This is a genomic window from Citrobacter sp. RHBSTW-00017 (genome assembly GCF_013797615.1).
Classification (GTDB): domain Bacteria; phylum Pseudomonadota; class Gammaproteobacteria; order Enterobacterales; family Enterobacteriaceae; genus Citrobacter; species Citrobacter braakii.
In genome coordinates this window covers 4306337-4321883 of record NZ_CP056899.1, presented here as the reverse complement: position 1 = coordinate 4321883, position 15547 = coordinate 4306337, and the positions used below count along the sequence as shown (strand labels likewise).

Here is a 15547-nt window from a genome sequence, read left to right as displayed (position 1 = left end):
GCCCCTTGCGGGACTGAGCCTTGCATCAGAAGTCGGCTTTCAGCACCACGCGGTAGCGGGCTTTGCCGTCACGCACGTGCTGGATAGCGTCGTTAATTCGCGACATCGGGTACAGTTCGGTGGTGGGCGACACCTTGCTGCGCCCGGCAAACTTCATCAGCTTGCGCAGTTCGAACGGCGTACCGGTTGCCGAACCGGAGATGCTGCGATCGCCAGCAATTAAGGTGAACGCTGGCACCGGCAGCGGCTTCAGCACCGCGCCGACGGTATGGAAGTTACCACCGTAGGCCAGCGCTTCAAAATACGGCTGCCAGTCGAGATCGACGTTAACCGTGTTAATAATGAGATCGAACTGGCCCGCCAGCGCTTTTAGCGCATCCGGATCGCGGCTGTTAACCACCTTATCCGCCCCCATCGCCAGCACTTCCTGCTCTTTCGCCGGATTGGAGCTGAACGCGGTCACTTCGCACCCCATCGCGTGTAACAGCTTAATGGCGATATGCCCCAGGCCGCCGATGCCGATCACCCCAACGCGGCTGGTGGCGGTGATATGGTGCATCAGCAGCGGTTTGAACACCGTGATACCGCCGCACAACAAGGGACCCGCCGCCGCCAGATCGATGCTTTCCGGCAGCGGGATCACCCATTGCCAGTCGGCCCGCAGCTTCTCGGCAAAGCCACCGCGATTGAGAATAGTGGGAACGGAACCTTCCAGGCAGTTAATCTGATTGCCGCTGATACAGGCATCGCAATGCCCGCAACTGCGCGCCGTCCAGCCAATGCCGACGCGCTGACCAACCTTCAGACCTTTATCTTGCGCCGCGCTGCCGAGCGCCGCCACGCGACCAATCACCTCATGCCCGGCAACCAGTGGATACTGAGAGAACCCCCATTCGTTGTCGATCATCGACAAATCGGAATGGCAGATACCGCAGTAATCGACCTGGACTTCGACATCTTCCGGCTTAAGCTCGCCCGCATCATATTCATAGAGTTCGAGTTCGCTGCCCGCCGCTTTTGCGGCGTAGCTTTTTATCATCGACATCGTGTTTCCCTCAGTGTGGTGTTGAACTGGAAGTGTAGAGCATGGGGAAACGGGACGCTTCGCAGAAGGGGGGATTAATAAGGGGACAAACTGTGACGATGGTTGCAGGTGAGAAAGGGAATGCTGAAATTTTCAACACTTAGCGAGTCAGGCACACGCTGGTGCTTGCATGGTGGCGCATGACAGGTATAATCCACAACGTTTTCCGCATCCCTTCCGTGCCGGAGTGGCGAAATCGGTAGACGCAGTTGATTCAAAATCAACCGTAGAAATACGTGCCGGTTCGAGTCCGGCCTTCGGCACCATTAGCACTTCCAAGACCATCCGAGAAAGTCCAATTATCCCTTAAAAATCAATGCTTGCAGCGATTTTTACGTCCTGAGTCGTCCGAGGTCGTCCGTTGAAATCCGGATGCCATTGGGGGCATAATTGGGGGCATCTTAACTTCGATTAGAAATGTGCCCCCAAATGAAGCTCAACGCCAGACAGGTCGAGACCGCAAAGCCAAAAGAAAAAACCTACAAAATGGCCGATGGCGGCGGTTTGTATCTCGAGATTTCGGCTAAGGGTTCTAAATACTGGCGCATGAAATACAGACGCCCCTCAGACAAAAAAGAGGATCGCCTCGCTTTTGGTGTTTGGCCTACTGTGACGCTTGCTCAGGCAAGAGCAAAGCGCGATGAAGCTAAAAAGCTGCTAGTGCAGGGCATTGACCCAAAAGCCGAGCAGAAAGAAGCTCAGGCCGAGAATTCGGGGGCATATACTTTCGAAACCATTGCTCGTGAATGGCACGCCAGTAACAAGCGCTGGAGTGAAGACCATCGATCGCGCGTTCTTCGCTATCTTGAGCTTTATATCTTCCCTCATATTGGTTCGTCCGACATTCGCCAGCTCAAGACTAGCCACCTGTTAGCCCCGATTAAAAAAGTTGATGCAAGTGGTAAGCATGACGTCGCGCAGCGTCTTCAGCAGCGTGTCACGGCTATCATGCGTTATGCAGTACAGAACGATTACATCGACTCAAATCCAGCCAGTGATATGGCCGGTGCGCTATCGACAACCAAAGCGCGACATTACCCCGCTTTATCCTCTAGCCGGTTCCCTGAGTTTCTTGCACGTCTTGCTGCATATCGTGGCCGTGTAATGACACGGATCGCGGTTGAGCTTTCCTTACTAACTTTTGTGCGTTCCAGTGAGTTGCGTTTCGCGCGCTGGGATGAGTTCGACTTCGATAAATCTCTTTGGCGTATACCTGCAAAGCGAGAAGAAATTAAGGGCGTGCGTTACTCGTATCGTGGCATGAAAATGAAAGAGGAGCATATTGTTCCTCTCAGTCGGCAGGCGATGGTTTTATTAGAGCAGCTCAAGCAAATTAGTGGTGATAAAGAGCTGCTGTTCCCGGGGGATCATGACGCAACTAAGGTTATGAGTGAAAACACGGTAAACAGCGCATTGCGTGCGATGGGCTATGACACGAAAACTGAAGTTTGCGGGCATGGATTCAGAACGATGGCGCGTGGTGCTATGGGTGAGTCAGGGTTGTGGAGTGATGATGCTATAGAACGTCAGTTAAGCCACTCTGAGCGTAATAATGTTCGGGCGGCATATATTCATACTTCAGAGCATTTGGATGAGCGCAGACTTATGGTTCAGTGGTGGGCTGATTATCTTGATGCGAATAATAATGTACTAATTACACCATATGATTTTGCAAAAAATAAAAACTCACATAATGTATAAGAATTGGCCACAGCTCCCCTCTTAAAAATAAGAGGGGAGCCATGCATTAAGCTGTTATAATTCTTCTATAACGTTGGCTAAATGCGTCTTTACCTCCCTCCATAATGTCACAAATTGTTTTTCTTACTTCACGTTCTTGTAGACCGCCCAGAGAAAGGAAGTCCGTAGTACCCGATTGCTGACTTAATGAAATGACTAGTTCAGAATCCCCATTAACGACAATGTTAGGATTATGAGTGATGATGAGTATTTGTCTTTTATTTTTACTTTCTTTTATTTTTTTTACAATAAGTTCATAAACCAATTGATTATCCAAATCATCCTCAGGTTGATCTAAAATTATTGGATCATCACCATATGAGAGCAAGAATGCTAAAACAGTTGCTGCTTTTTGGCCAGCAGAGCCTTGTGATAAATCTTTAAATCTTCTTCCATCATTATATTTTACAGTAATTGCATCACTAGGGAACCAGCAGATAAGAGATGTAATTACTTCATCTGTTAGTTCATTTTTAAAATCAAAAAATCGTTTGCTTAATTTTACATCAAGAATAGTATTTGAGCTTTTATCAAAAAAACCATTTTTTAGTTTTTGTATTTTTTGGATTATTCCATCCATATTCTCTGATATTTCTTTGATTTGAGTGTTTAATAAATTTAAAAAACCATTTTCATCCTCATTATAGATTTCATTGCTAAATGTTGTGTCTTTCTTGTCAATGGAGTTCCTGAAACTGCTCTCGAGGAATTGTTTATCTGCACAAAAATCCACACTAACTTTGAAGTTAGTATTGTTATTATTTATATCTATGAGGAACTGTCTTCTGCGAGATGTAAGTTCTTTTCGTAGTTCTACTAATCGTTTGTAACTTTCTGTTGTTTCTGCCTTTTTTGTCTCAATGGTTTTTTCATCAGCACTTATCTTATCTAATCGTTCTGTTAGTTGCTTTCTCGTAGTGATCAGAGAATCATATTCATTAGGATTATTAACACCGCTGATTTGTAAAGTGGCCATTAGTGCAGAGTATTGGCTTTGATGAGCCGTAACCTCTTGTTTAAGTGAGCAGGAACTATACCACTCAAGTAAATCTGTAATTTCTTTTGTTGTTATTTCGACTACGTTATTAACAGCTTGAATTGCATCTTCAATTTTTTGTTGTATACCAAGGATTTTACCTTGCACTTCTAATTCATTTATATTGCTGAAAAGTAATGGGATTGCACTAAAAGAATTAGGCTTTGATTGTGTAATATGCTCTATTAGACCTTCAAAGAATTCAATGTTTTTTGAAGTGAAGTCATTAATAGTACTTTCTTGATTTAATGTTTTTTGATAGTTTGCGAGAATGCTCGCATGGCTAGATCTCTCAATAGAGGTTATCTTTTGATTAACATCACTTAGTTGTCCAATTAAGTGTGTCTTGGTAGATATATTGGCTCTGAGATCTTTGACCTCTCTTCTTAGCTGAGAGAGTGTGTTAACTTCATTTCCCCAAGTATATTGCCAGTCATTTATATTTACAATGCTAGACTCATCAATAAGATTTAAAAGATAATTTGGGGAGCGTGAGATTTCATATATTTGTTTTTGACTAAATATTTTTACAGGGAATCTAGATATTACATCTCCTTCTTCTGGGATTATATTTTGATCGTCTATACGATTTATGGATACTTGCTGACGAGCATAAGTCCAATCTAAACGATATTTATTCCCCCCCTTTAAATATTCTATTTGAATACTACTGTCATCGAGAAAAACACCATCATCCTCTCGGTTTTTTGCTTTTTTAGCAAGCTTTTGATAAGTGCTGTACATTTCTTTATTGGAAGATAGTTGTTCAAGCTCATTTTCTCTTCCTAAAGCAGTTCTCATAAACTCTAAAACTGTTGATTTACCACTACCTCTCCCGCCGATGATACAGTTTAACCAAGGATGAAATTGTATTGAAAATTCATTTCTTCGGCCACAGTACTTAGTTTTATTAACTTTAATTGATATAATTCGGTTTTCCGCAAAAACATTCGGTGAGTCAGGGAATTGATCAGATCTTTTTAAAGAGTCGATACCATCAAATAAGGCGAGTTTTAATCCTTCAATGGAAGGCGTCCCCATTTTTATCCAAGTAAATGCTCTACCAACTGTGTTTGGGTGATGAGAGTCAGAGCCAAGTATTTCTGAAAGGCTAGTATTCAGTGAAACATATCCTTGTAGCGGGCTCGAACCAGGTTGAATAGTTTCATATTCATCATGAGTTCTAATTACTTCAACAGCAGATGCATTTGTTAAAATTTGCTTTAATGTTGCTCCCGATGAATGAACTGTGCAAAGACCACTAGCTTTATCAATATGTGCTGGAATAGCTACGCCGCCACGATCAATTATTATGTCTATAACTTGCTGCGGGCTACTTTCAGTTACTGCATCACTGTCTCCTTCTGTACCAGTATAATTAATGGCACCGATGAGTTGTGATATATGGCTTGATGTTTTCTCTGGGTCAAAAATGCCTAATATATGTATGTTGCCATGAGCAGTGATTTCTATGCTGGGAAATATATATATTGAATTCCCTTCATCTCTTAATTTCTCTGCCTCTAATTTTAAAAGATCAATCCATGCTCCTGAATTATGATCAGTGACAGCTATACATTCAATACCATGGCTAATGTAATCCAATAACCACCCCCTCGGGGTCATGGTTTGTTTTATTTGGTGATCAGCTTTACCGTAGTCCATTGACGCAGGAGTGTGTGTGTGGAAGTCAAATTTCCACCATTTTGAACCTATTTGCTGCATAGAAAACTCCTTTTCTTAACCCGTTGATAGTATTTATTTTATTTGAGTAGGTACCCTGAGGGTTCACTTGTTATCTACTCTACTCCTATCTACCACTTAATGCTTCCTACCAAAAATATAGAAAAAAAAAGTAATACGCACGTGCGCGCAATGCTCTCCCCGCCACGCCTGCCCGCTTAAGAGGTCGCTTTTAATGCAGGTGCATGAACGGCCTCAGGCCGCGCCGGTACTGGTGTTGCGTGGGATAAAAAATACGGGGATTTGCATGCAAAACCATGCACCTTATGGATGCATGGCTTTTTTCGGGAAAAATAACAGAATTTTCGGTGATTTTTTCGCGTGCTACCGTGCGGCCAGTTCTGCACGTCGGCGGGTGTAAATCAGGTTCTGTGCCGGGGTGAATTTCTGGCGATTATCATCCCGCGAAGCCGCATCAGGCCTGAATCCGATAGCCGTTAAAATGTCGCTGTCCTGCGCGGAATAATTAATTTTTTCACCTGCGGCCAGCCACACCGACAGGGCTTCACGCAGATAATCAACCGAGTGCTGCATGGCGCTCTGTTTTACTGTGGGAATTTGTTCGTGATATCCCATCAGCTCAGGCGCCAGCGTGGCGGCCAGATCCGCGCCGTGCTGCTGCATAAAGTCATGGAGCCGGTTGCGGATGCTGATGTGCTGCACTTCCTCATGTGAGCGGATATAGCGACCGGCGGCCTGATTAATCTCCCATTTTTTCACGTCGATATTGTCGCGTAAATCCTGCATTCTGCGCGGGATTTGTTCGTCACCGGCAAGGAGCTGTTCACGGTATTCAAGTTCAAGGTCGGCCAGTTCGGCTTTACATTTCAGCCAGGTGTTTTTGTTCGTCTGACAGGCCTCAAAGGCCTGCTGCAATGTCACAGTGGTCACGTGTCTCTCTCCTGATTAATGCCGGAACGGCGAACTGTAACAGCCCTGTACTTTACGCGGCGGCGGTGGCGTCACCGGGGCGGGGTCGGGTTTCTCCGGTGCGGCACGTATCACACCGTCAACCGACTCGATGGTGCGGAAAGTGGCCGAACATTCAATATTGGTACACTGGTGATAACGCTGTTTGACGTTTTCCGACAGATAACGGCTGGTACGAACGTGCGCGGTCTTTTTGCAGAACGGACAGTGAAACATAATTCAGCCCTCTGCCTGTTCGTGGTCTTTTGTGGCCAGTTCAGCGGCAAGCTTCATCCGTCTGGCCGGGCTTCTTAACAGCGCCATATCAACCCCGGTTATGACCGGGCGATTCATGCCCGTTACGGACAGGACCGGCTCCTGCTCCATATCAAAATGATACAGGGATGACTGTAGATTCAGGGCATCACCCAGCTCGTGGGTGACGGTCGCACGCGGCGAGGTTTCTCCGCTCATTTCCAGCGACCGTATACGCAACAGAAAGGCACGCAACAGTGCGGGGCTGATACCGGCTAACGCCTTCTTCCACTCGCTGTTGGCGTAAGTGGTGAACGCTTTTTCATGGGCGCTGATATAAGCCGTACCGGAGGAGCATGCGTCGAGCATGGCGAGGCCTTTGTCTTTCTCCAGCTCGGTAATCAGACCGGTGAACTCATCAGCCAGTTCGCGGCTGGCGATACGTTTACTGTGTTCAGCTTTCAGTTCAGGAGTGAGGTTGCCGCGCAGAGTTCGAAAGCGGCTGCGCCAGTCCTGTTCGGCCTGTGCACTTTCACTGAGCGCGGTCTGTCGTTCCTGCTCACAACGCTGAATGGAAGCCTCAATGTCGCTGAGTTTACCCATGCTGGCCGTGTGTGCGTCTTTTGCTTCGTTAAGTGCGGCCAGCACACCGGCAATACGTTGTTCCGCGCCTTCATCCTGTTTACTGATAACGGTCTGCATGGCTTTGATAATGAGTTCGGGTTTCATGTTCAGGCTCTCCGTGTGTTCAACCTGAAATGATTCTGACGCCTCCTGTACAACAACACGATTCATTGCCGTTGTCAGAGTGCTGGCACAAACAGACCTTAAAATCAGGCTGACCAGAGAAAGGTCGCAGGAAAACCTTACTCACCGTTTGTTTTTTTACTTATAACTATTCACCACTGTTCACCTTAAATAAAAAGATAAATAATACAGTAAGTTAAAGGGTGAACAGTTGAAGGTCTGACTGTTCACCGTCTGTTCACCACTGTTCACCCTTCAGTTTTTTCAGCCAGTCAGCCACTTAGACTTTTTAGTGATTAAAAATAATAAATATATAAATAAAAGTAATTATCGGTTTGCCATTTTGTTATCAGAGATTGTCAACAATTGTCACTGTTTGCCACTGTATAAAAATCGCTCTGTTGTGTGGTGGAGTAATACAAAATGACTTGTTGCCCTGAAGGAAAATATTCACAAAATAGAGAGCTACCCGAAGCCGGACGGACACGCCCGGCACTGTATGGACTTTGTGAGGTAGCCCGATGCACACTGCTTTTTCTTCCCCGTCTTCTGCCCCTGCCGCGCCGCTGATGCCGGTTTCTGATACCGTTCACGAGCGCTTTATCCGTCTGCCCGAAGTGATGCATCTGTGCGGCCTGTCCCGCTCGACCATTTACGACCTCATCAGCCGGGAATCTTTCCCGAAACAAATCTCCCTCGGTGGGAAAAACGTGGCGTGGGCGCAGTCTGAAATCACCGCATGGATGGCAGATCGCATTGCCGAACGTAACCGGGGCTATGACGCATGATGATGATCGTTCAGCAAACAGCCCCTTTTTCTGGCTTGCTTCTTTTCGCCGTTTCCAGGTATAGTTTTCCCGCTGTCGCAAAATCGGCAGCCGGGATTTGCAGCCCGTGTAACTTCAAGGCGACACAACACGCGCCGAGCGTGTTTTTTTATGTCGTTGCTCAGGCACACCTATTTTTCGGGCTGTGGTGCTTACACCTTGGCTCCTGTCAGATAATGGTGGTCCGGGCGGGGCAGCCTTCGGGCTGGCCGGTTTCCTTGAAGGCCGGTACTGCAAACCCCGTCCGGGCTACCACCCATGAGATTTGCAGCTCCGATGGTGGCAATAACCGCTACTTCAAGGAGGTTGCCCTTATGGCTACGACCCTCACCCCGTCACACCCGCAGTTTGTCTTTGTGTTTGCCGCTGTTCGTCGCGCAGACCGTAAACCCCGTATCTGTATGCTCCGCACCGTTGCCGGTGATGAACACGCTGCACGTCGTTCCCTCGTTCGTGATTACATCCTCTCGTTCGCTGGCCGTCTGCCGGTTGCGGAGGTGCGCGCATGAGACACACCACCATTACTGCCCGTGACCTCGAATGTCTGGAGCATATGCGCAACGTCGGCCAGCTCGTCGGCGACCTGATGCAGGTGCAGGACTGCGCCACCGTTCGTCGTGACCCTGCGCAGCAGTTACAGCTCACCTCCGTGATTTACCTCATGACCGCCCAGCTCGACGGCGTGGTCGAACGCTGCAATCAGCAGTGGCTGACCGGGGAGGGTAACGTATGAAAAAGCCATTACCGCCCGTATTACGCGCCGCGCTGTATCGTCGCGCCGTGGCCTGTGCATGGCTGACCCTGTGCGAACGCCAGCACCGCTACCCGCACCTCACCCTCGACGCGCTGGAAAGCGCCATTGCCGCCGAGCTGGAGGGCTTCTACCTGCGCCAGCACGGCGAAGAAAAAGGCCGCCAGATAGCCTGTGCACTACTGGAAGATTTAATGGAAGCCGGACCACTCAAATCCGCGCCGTCGCTGTCCTTTCTCGGGCTGGCCGTGATGGATGAGCTTTGCGCCCGTCATATCACCGCACCGGTACTGCACTGAGGGAGAAAACAACCATGAAAATGAACGTAACAGAAACGGCAAAACAGGCGTGCGGCCACTGGCCGCGCATTCTCCCTGCGCTGGGTGTGAAGGTGATTAAAAACCGCCATCAGTCCTGCCCGGTGTGCGGTGGCTCTGACCGTTTCCGCTTTGACGATAAAGAAGGGCGCGGGACGTGGTTCTGCAATCAGTGTGGCGCAGGTGACGGGCTTAAGCTGGTAGAGAAAGTGTTTGGCGTGACCCCGTCAGAAGCTGCCGGGAAGGTGAACGCCGTGACCGGCAATCTGTCGCCGGTTGCCCCGGAAGTGATTGCGGCCGCAGAGGCCGAAACTGTGGCCGACCGCAAAGCGGCGGCCGCGCTGGCCGTCAGGCTCATGGAGAAAACCCGACCAGCCACCGGCAACGCCTACCTCACCCGCAAGGGTTTCCCCGCTCTGGAATGTCTGACGCTCACCGCCATGCATAAAACCGGCGGCGTGACGTTCCGCGCCGGGGATGTGGTTGTCCCGCTGTATGACGATACCGGCGCACTGGTTAACCTTCAGTTTATCAATGCTGATGGTCTCAAACGCACCCTGAAAGGCGGTCAGGTCAAAGGGGCGTGTCATATCATCGAAGGGAAAAAACAGGCCGGAAAACGCCTGTGGATTGCGGAAGGTTATGCGACCGCGCTCACCGTGCATCACCTGACCGGGGAAACCGTCATGGTGGCGCTGTCCTCCGTGAACCTCCTTTCTCTGGCGAGCCTTACCCGTCAGAAGTCCCCGGCCTGTCAGATTGTCCTCGCCGCCGACCGTGACCTTAACGGCGACGGCCAGAGTAAAGCCGCTGCGGCCGCAGATGCCTGTGAGGGCATTGTTGCCCTGCCGCCGGTGTTCGGTGACTGGAATGATGCGTTTATACAGTACGGCGAGGAAGCCACGCGCAAAGCCATTTATGACGCTATCCGGCCTCCGGCACAAAGTCCGTTTGATACCATGAGTGAGGCGGAATTTACCGCCATGAGCGCCAGCGACAAGGCTTTGCGGGTGCATGAGCATTACGGCGAAGCGCTGGCGGTGGATGCAAACGGCCAGCTCCTGTCCCGCTATGAAAACGGCATCTGGAAAAATATCCCTGCCGCCACTTTTTCACGGAATGTGGCTGATTTATTCCAGCGCTTACGCGCCCCGTTCTCATCCGGGAAAATTGCCTCGGTGGTGGAGACCCTGAAACTGATTATTCCGCAGCAGGATACACCGGCGCGCCGTCTGATTGGTTTTCGCAACGGGGTACTCGATACCCAAAGCGGCGTATTCAGCCCGCACCACAAATCGCACTGGCTGCGCACGCTGTGTGATGTGGATTTTACCCCGCCGGTGGAAGGCGAAATGCTGGAAACCCACGCGCCGAACTTCTGGCGCTGGCTCGACCGGGCGGCCGGTAAAAATCCACAAAAGCGCGACGTGATACTCGCTGCGCTGTTTATGGTACTGGCGAACCGTTACGACTGGCAGCTCTTTCTCGAAGTCACCGGTCCCGGCGGGAGCGGCAAAAGTATTCTGGCCGAAATCGCGACCCTGCTCGCCGGGGAAGATAACGCCACGTCAGCCGATATCGACACACTGGAAGACCCGCGCAAGCGTGCCTCCCTGATTGGCTTCTCGCTTATCCGTCTGCCAGACCAGGAAAAATGGAGCGGTGACGGCGCAGGACTTAAGGCCATCACCGGCGGCGATGCGGTCTCAGTTGACCCGAAATACCAGAACCCGTACTCAACACATATTCCGGCGGTGATTCTGGCCGTGAACAACAACCCCATGCGCTTCACCGACCGCAGCGGCGGTGTGTCGCGCCGCCGGGTGATTATCCACTTCCCGGAGCAGATTGCGCCGGAGGAACGCGACCCGCAGCTCAGGGATAAAATTGCGCGCGAGCTGGCCGTGATTGTGCGCCAGCTTATGCAGAAATTCAGCGACCCGATGACTGCACGCGCACTGCTCCAGTCGCAGCAGAACTCCGACGAGGCACTCAGCATCAAGCGCGATGCTGACCCGACGTTTGATTTTTGCGGCTATCTGGAAATGCTCCCGCAGACCAACGGGATGTTTATGGGGAATGCCAGCATCATCCCGCGTAATTATCGTAAATATCTCTATCATGCGTATCTGGCCTATATGGAGGCCAACGGATACAGAAACGTGCTCAGCCTGAAAATGTTCGGGCTGGGGCTGCCCATGATGCTGAAAGAGTACGGCCTGAATTATGAGAAGCGGCACACCAAGCAGGGGATACAGACTAACCTGTCGCTGAAAGAGGAAAGCTACGGCGACTGGCTGCCTAAGTGCGACGAACCCACAGCGATATAACCTACCTCAGACCGGCAACAGCCGGTCTTTTCCTTTCTGCTCATTGCCACAGGGTGAACAATCCACTGTTCACCCTTCACCGTATATTCACCCTGTATCACCATGAAATTATTGATAAAAAACCAGAGGTGAACAGTGTGAACAGTAAAACCTGAAAAAACTTTTTATCACCCCTCACATCGCCTGAGCGGACGGTTCCAGAACGAGCACAAATCACAAAGGTGAAGAGTCGACTGTTCACTCTTCACCAACCATTCACCACTTATCGTTATGATATTAAAAAGAAAAATGAAAAGGTGAACAGTGTGAACAGTTATATGGAAAAAAAGAATTTTACTGATGTTCAATATTACCCCGGTTAGGATCCGTATATCGGAACCTAACCGATGGGGAAAATATCAATTTCCTTTTGAATACCAATCAGTTGTGAACTTAAGGGGCTTAAAAAACCATGGGGGCACAAAAGGGGGCACATAAACATGTGTTCTTTTTTATTTTCTTTGTTTTCAGTTTATTACATTGTGTTTTGAGTCCGGCCTTCGCACTCACCCTCACCCTCACCCTCACCCTCACCCTCTAAACACCTCCTTCCTGTGCCACTCTACAAACCCTTCTTTTGGATAATTCTCGCGCATCATCGGCAGCGCTATCGATTTACCGTCGAAATCCCAGAACAGTCTGCCCACCATGCCGCTGCCATTCACTGCGGGTGACACCTGAACTCGCATACTCTCATCCAGCCCAATCGAACCTTTATCAAAAGCTTTATGGTGGATTGCACACAGCGCCAGTCCGTTTGAAATCTCGCACGGGCCACCATGCTGTTTCCATTTGATATGCGCCGCTTCAAGCGCAACTGAAGTGCTGTCGTGGCGCATATTGAAGCCACAAATGGCGCATTCATAGTTATAAGCACGCAGAACCTGCTGGCGGAACAACGGGTCCCGCTGTTTGCGGATTTGCAGGATATCAAACCCCAGTTCATCCGCGATTTCTTCCTGAATGCTTTCGGTGAAGTGCGCTTCGAGGATTTGCTGGGCCAGGGCGTTGATGAGGTTCTTGTTCTTTTTCAGCAGAGTAAAATGTTGTTCATCAAAGCCTCCGGCAACGTTATGCGTCACCAGTTCTCCGGCAGGGGGCTGTTTACTGCTGCCGGATGTTGAGCACTGCTCGGCGTTTTGTAGCTCCCAGAACCCATCGCCCTGTAAGCGCCAGAAGGGCATATCCGGGCGGTACTGTGCGCGCTGTGGTCCAAATCGTTCCAGCAGGCTATGCAATGGGTCGCGAACTTCCGAACCGTAGTCAAACAGGCGACCGTGACCCTGCTGATAACCCGCCAGCACATGAAGCAGCAGCAAAGGTTTGTGCGGCGCACGCTGCTCGCCTTTACGCCAGATGGTGATGTCGGCAATTGCCTGCTGCAGGGTTTTACTGGAAGTCATTTATTTCATTATCAGGTAAATAATTGCGATGATGCTCGCAAAATATCACCTGATCAAGCAAAGACGGGTTGATGCGCTATCGACGTCACTTATTGGTATCAATTTGATAAAGCACTATGCGTGGCATGTTGTCTGACATCAACGACATCACTTTTATGTTTTCTGAAAAACACATACGCCACGGCAGTTACCGTTCCCCCACCAGGGTACGCAGGAGTACGATAAGTATGCAAATTATTGCATATCGAAGGATCTCTGATGGACACAGTAGAGGAACTCAACGGAACATACTTTTATAAAGGGGTCTGTAACATTTCTGCAGGTGAGCTATTTTTCTGGATTTTTCTCGACAAAATTGATGAACAATTTGGGGGAATTAAAGATGTGGTAACAATGTCATGTATCATTCTTGGGTTACCATTGCTGAAAACACGGGGTAAACCATATGGGGCAACACAAGGCACATCAATTGCCTCCAAATATTCTCGTGAGTTTCTTAACGTAACATTGTCCGTCAGGCTTCCTACCATCACCAATGCCAGCATCAAATATTTAAAACCAATGATGACTAACAATCTGGGGGCATTCGTTGGACGAACAATTCCTGTGATTGGTTGGGCATTACTCGCAAGTGATGTCGCCCAAATTGTCTATAAAACGGTGAATACCTACAACACCATTGCCAGAGAGGAAGATCGCGTATGGTGACGGATAACGAGGTATTAGAATTTTTTCGGGGAGAGTTATCTCTCGCGGTAACGTTTACTTTCAAGCCTATCCCGATTGAACTTGATACGCCGCTGCAAGGTTACGCTGAATGGGATGAATTACCGTATGCCATTGATGATTTTGGAGAGAAATATAACGTTGATGTTTCTGTGATTGATTTCGAGGCCTATTACCCGTGGGAAAGAGAATCGGTCTATCGAAAATGGTTTACCAAAGAACCCATCAAGCAAGTGTCAAAACCGCTTACTGTGCGTATGTTCGCAGAATCAGCCAGAGCAGGCCGCTGGTTATATGATTGATTACAAGGAGGGTTGAAAATGGCTGTACCCGTTCATTTATTTTTAAAAGACGATGGTGGCGCGATGATTCGTGGAGGCTCGGATGTCCAGGGACGTGAAGGCAGTATTGAGTTACGTGGTTTAACACATAACCTTAGCATTCCAACAGATGGTGCTACCGGGAAGCTAACCGGCACACGCCAACATGGCCCATTTCTTTTTGACAAAGAGATCGATTCCTCCAGCCCATACCTTTACAAAGCAGTTGCGACAGGTCAGACACTTCAAAGTGCGGAACTTAAGTTCTATCACATAAACGACGCAGGCCAGGAAGTGGAATATTTTAATACCCTGCTTGAAGGTGTAAAAGTTGTATCAGTGACACCAATCGTGCATGACACACGTACGGTAACGGGAACCGGGCATTTGGAAAGCGTACAACTGCGCTATGAAAAAATCACCTGGTGTATTGTAGATGGCAATATTCAATATACCGACGCCTGGAACGAACGTACTACGGCATAACAAAGATGACGCAATACATCCTAATAAAGGCGCCCACAGGCGCCTTTAGCAAGACCGTTACCCCTTCGACCCTTTCCCCGCAATCACCCCGATAAACTCCAGCACCTGCTTTTGCTTACGCGCGGAGAGCTTTTCCACGGCGCGCAGGGATTTCATCAGTTCTGACTCTTCGGGTTCGGGCGTGCGGGCGGTTAACACAATGCAGCCTTGCATGACGCGCACATCGACGCGGGTGCCGGTGTCGAATCCGGCGGCTTTAAGCCACTGGCCCTTCATCACGATGGACGGAAACTGGACATACTTCACCGGCAAACGGCTGTAATCAGGATAACCGCTCGCATAACCTACCTTCAGGCAACGGTTATCTGCGACGTACACTTCTGGATCAAATGAAACTGCAATACAATGCGTATCAGTCATGGTGACTATTCTCCGATAATAGTTACTGCGATTAGCGATGCGGAGGTGTTGGCGCACCTTCGCATCGCGCTAATAAAACCCCTGTAAATTACCCCAGTAATTGGCGGGAAGTCCAGATGTAAATAACATGAAATAAGCGCGATTAGCACGCTTTCGGAATAAATAGAAATCCTCTCTATCCCAATAAAAATAGTATTATTCATCGTATAAATTCATTCCTGTCCCATCCTCCTGATACCTGCCATTTCCAGAAAATAACGCCCATCTGTATCAGGCCAAAAATGCGATCTAACTCACTGAAGCAAATAGCAAACTCTGAAACAACGCCGTTTTGTACACTTTGCTTTACACTTTTAGTGATGTGAATCACAAATATAAACCCGTGAAGTGATCCGACTCTCACAAAATGGGGTG

The 15547-nt window shown here is 48.9% G+C and carries 16 protein-coding genes and 1 tRNA gene; 10 read left to right on the top strand and 7 right to left on the bottom strand.

The features are described from left to right. Window positions 1–25 precede the first annotated feature (25 nt). Entirely contained in the window at window positions 26–1045 is a 1020-nt protein-coding gene (locus tag HV037_RS20855; protein WP_103283431.1) for an NAD(P)-dependent alcohol dehydrogenase, read from the bottom strand. 220 nt (window positions 1046–1265) lie between these two features. On the opposite strand from HV037_RS20855, the gene HV037_RS20850 reads away from it, so the two are divergent. Together HV037_RS20850 and HV037_RS20845 are read left to right on the top strand one after the other, a co-directional pair. Next, a tRNA-Leu gene (locus HV037_RS20850) sits at window positions 1266–1350 on the top strand. 163 nt (window positions 1351–1513) lie between these two features. Further along, window positions 1514–2785 (top strand): integrase arm-type DNA-binding domain-containing protein, encoded by a 1272-nt coding sequence (locus tag HV037_RS20845; RefSeq protein ID WP_103283435.1) that lies wholly within the window; start codon window positions 1514–1516, stop codon window positions 2783–2785. A 46-nt stretch (window positions 2786–2831) separates the two neighbouring features. On the opposite strand, the gene HV037_RS20840 is transcribed toward HV037_RS20845, so the two are convergent. From HV037_RS20840 to HV037_RS20825, 4 genes are all read right to left on the bottom strand, one after another. Further along, the gene (locus HV037_RS20840) at window positions 2832–5585 is read right to left on the bottom strand and encodes a TrlF family AAA-like ATPase (RefSeq protein ID WP_103283436.1); all 2754 of its coding nucleotides are present in this window, start codon (window positions 5583–5585) and stop codon (window positions 2832–2834) included. Between the two features lie 342 nt (window positions 5586–5927). After that, window positions 5928–6494 (bottom strand): phage polarity suppression protein, encoded by a 567-nt coding sequence (locus HV037_RS20835; RefSeq protein WP_103283438.1) that lies wholly within the window; start codon window positions 6492–6494, stop codon window positions 5928–5930. 15 nt (window positions 6495–6509) lie between these two features. Further along, window positions 6510–6749: an ogr/Delta-like zinc finger family protein gene (locus HV037_RS20830; protein WP_000468230.1), complete on the bottom strand. Its 240-nt coding sequence runs from the start codon at window positions 6747–6749 to the stop codon at window positions 6510–6512. A gap of 3 nt (window positions 6750–6752) precedes the next feature. Next, entirely contained in the window at window positions 6753–7496 is a 744-nt protein-coding gene (locus tag HV037_RS20825) for a capsid protein (protein ID WP_181022908.1), read from the bottom strand. A gap of 539 nt (window positions 7497–8035) precedes the next feature. Here HV037_RS20825 and HV037_RS20820 point away from each other — a divergent pair. The 5 genes from HV037_RS20820 to HV037_RS20800 are packed head-to-tail and all read left to right on the top strand — an operon-like array spanning window position 8036 to window position 11739. Continuing rightward, complete coding sequence (locus HV037_RS20820; RefSeq protein WP_181022907.1) at window positions 8036–8302, top strand: AlpA family transcriptional regulator; 267 nt, start codon at window positions 8036–8038, stop codon at window positions 8300–8302. After that, the gene (locus HV037_RS20815; RefSeq protein WP_181624246.1) at window positions 8299–8850 is read left to right on the top strand and encodes a host cell division inhibitor Icd-like protein; all 552 of its coding nucleotides are present in this window, start codon (window positions 8299–8301) and stop codon (window positions 8848–8850) included. The genes HV037_RS20820 and HV037_RS20815 overlap by 4 nt, the downstream gene beginning before the upstream one ends. Then, a complete protein-coding gene (locus tag HV037_RS20810) occupies window positions 8847–9074 on the top strand; it encodes a hypothetical protein (protein WP_001216599.1) in 228 nt (75 codons plus the stop codon). The genes HV037_RS20815 and HV037_RS20810 overlap by 4 nt, the downstream gene beginning before the upstream one ends. After that, a complete protein-coding gene (locus HV037_RS20805; protein WP_103283441.1) occupies window positions 9071–9391 on the top strand; it encodes a DUF5375 domain-containing protein in 321 nt (106 codons plus the stop codon). Before HV037_RS20810 ends, HV037_RS20805 begins: the two co-directional genes overlap by 4 nt. A 14-nt stretch (window positions 9392–9405) precedes the next feature. Then, complete coding sequence (locus tag HV037_RS20800) at window positions 9406–11739, top strand: primase-helicase zinc-binding domain-containing protein (RefSeq protein ID WP_103283442.1); 2334 nt, start codon at window positions 9406–9408, stop codon at window positions 11737–11739. 569 nt (window positions 11740–12308) lie between these two features. Here HV037_RS20800 and HV037_RS20795 read toward each other — a convergent pair. Continuing rightward, window positions 12309–13181: a phosphorothioated DNA-binding restriction endonuclease gene (locus HV037_RS20795; RefSeq protein WP_103283443.1), complete on the bottom strand. Its 873-nt coding sequence runs from the start codon at window positions 13179–13181 to the stop codon at window positions 12309–12311. Between the two features lie 258 nt (window positions 13182–13439). On the opposite strand from HV037_RS20795, the gene HV037_RS20790 reads away from it, so the two are divergent. From HV037_RS20790 to tssD, 3 genes are read left to right on the top strand one after another with little or no spacing between them, the layout of a single operon-like run. Further along, window positions 13440–13889, top strand: coding sequence for an STM2901 family protein (locus HV037_RS20790; protein ID WP_003830103.1), 450 nt, complete (start codon window positions 13440–13442; stop codon window positions 13887–13889). Then, window positions 13883–14209 carry a DUF1493 family protein gene (locus tag HV037_RS20785; RefSeq protein ID WP_016155588.1) on the top strand — a complete coding sequence of 109 codons (327 nt, stop codon included), beginning with the start codon at window positions 13883–13885 and terminating at the stop codon, window positions 14207–14209. Before HV037_RS20790 ends, HV037_RS20785 begins: the two co-directional genes overlap by 7 nt. Before the next feature lie 18 nt (window positions 14210–14227). After that, window positions 14228–14713 (top strand): type VI secretion system tube protein TssD, encoded by a 486-nt coding sequence (tssD, locus tag HV037_RS20780; RefSeq protein ID WP_016151545.1) that lies wholly within the window; start codon window positions 14228–14230, stop codon window positions 14711–14713. Between the two features lie 57 nt (window positions 14714–14770). Here the strand turns inward: tssD and symE are convergent, their stop codons facing one another. Further along, entirely contained in the window at window positions 14771–15133 is a 363-nt protein-coding gene (symE, locus tag HV037_RS20775; RefSeq protein WP_016155589.1) for an endoribonuclease SymE, read from the bottom strand. Between the last annotated feature and the right edge of the window lie 414 nt (window positions 15134–15547).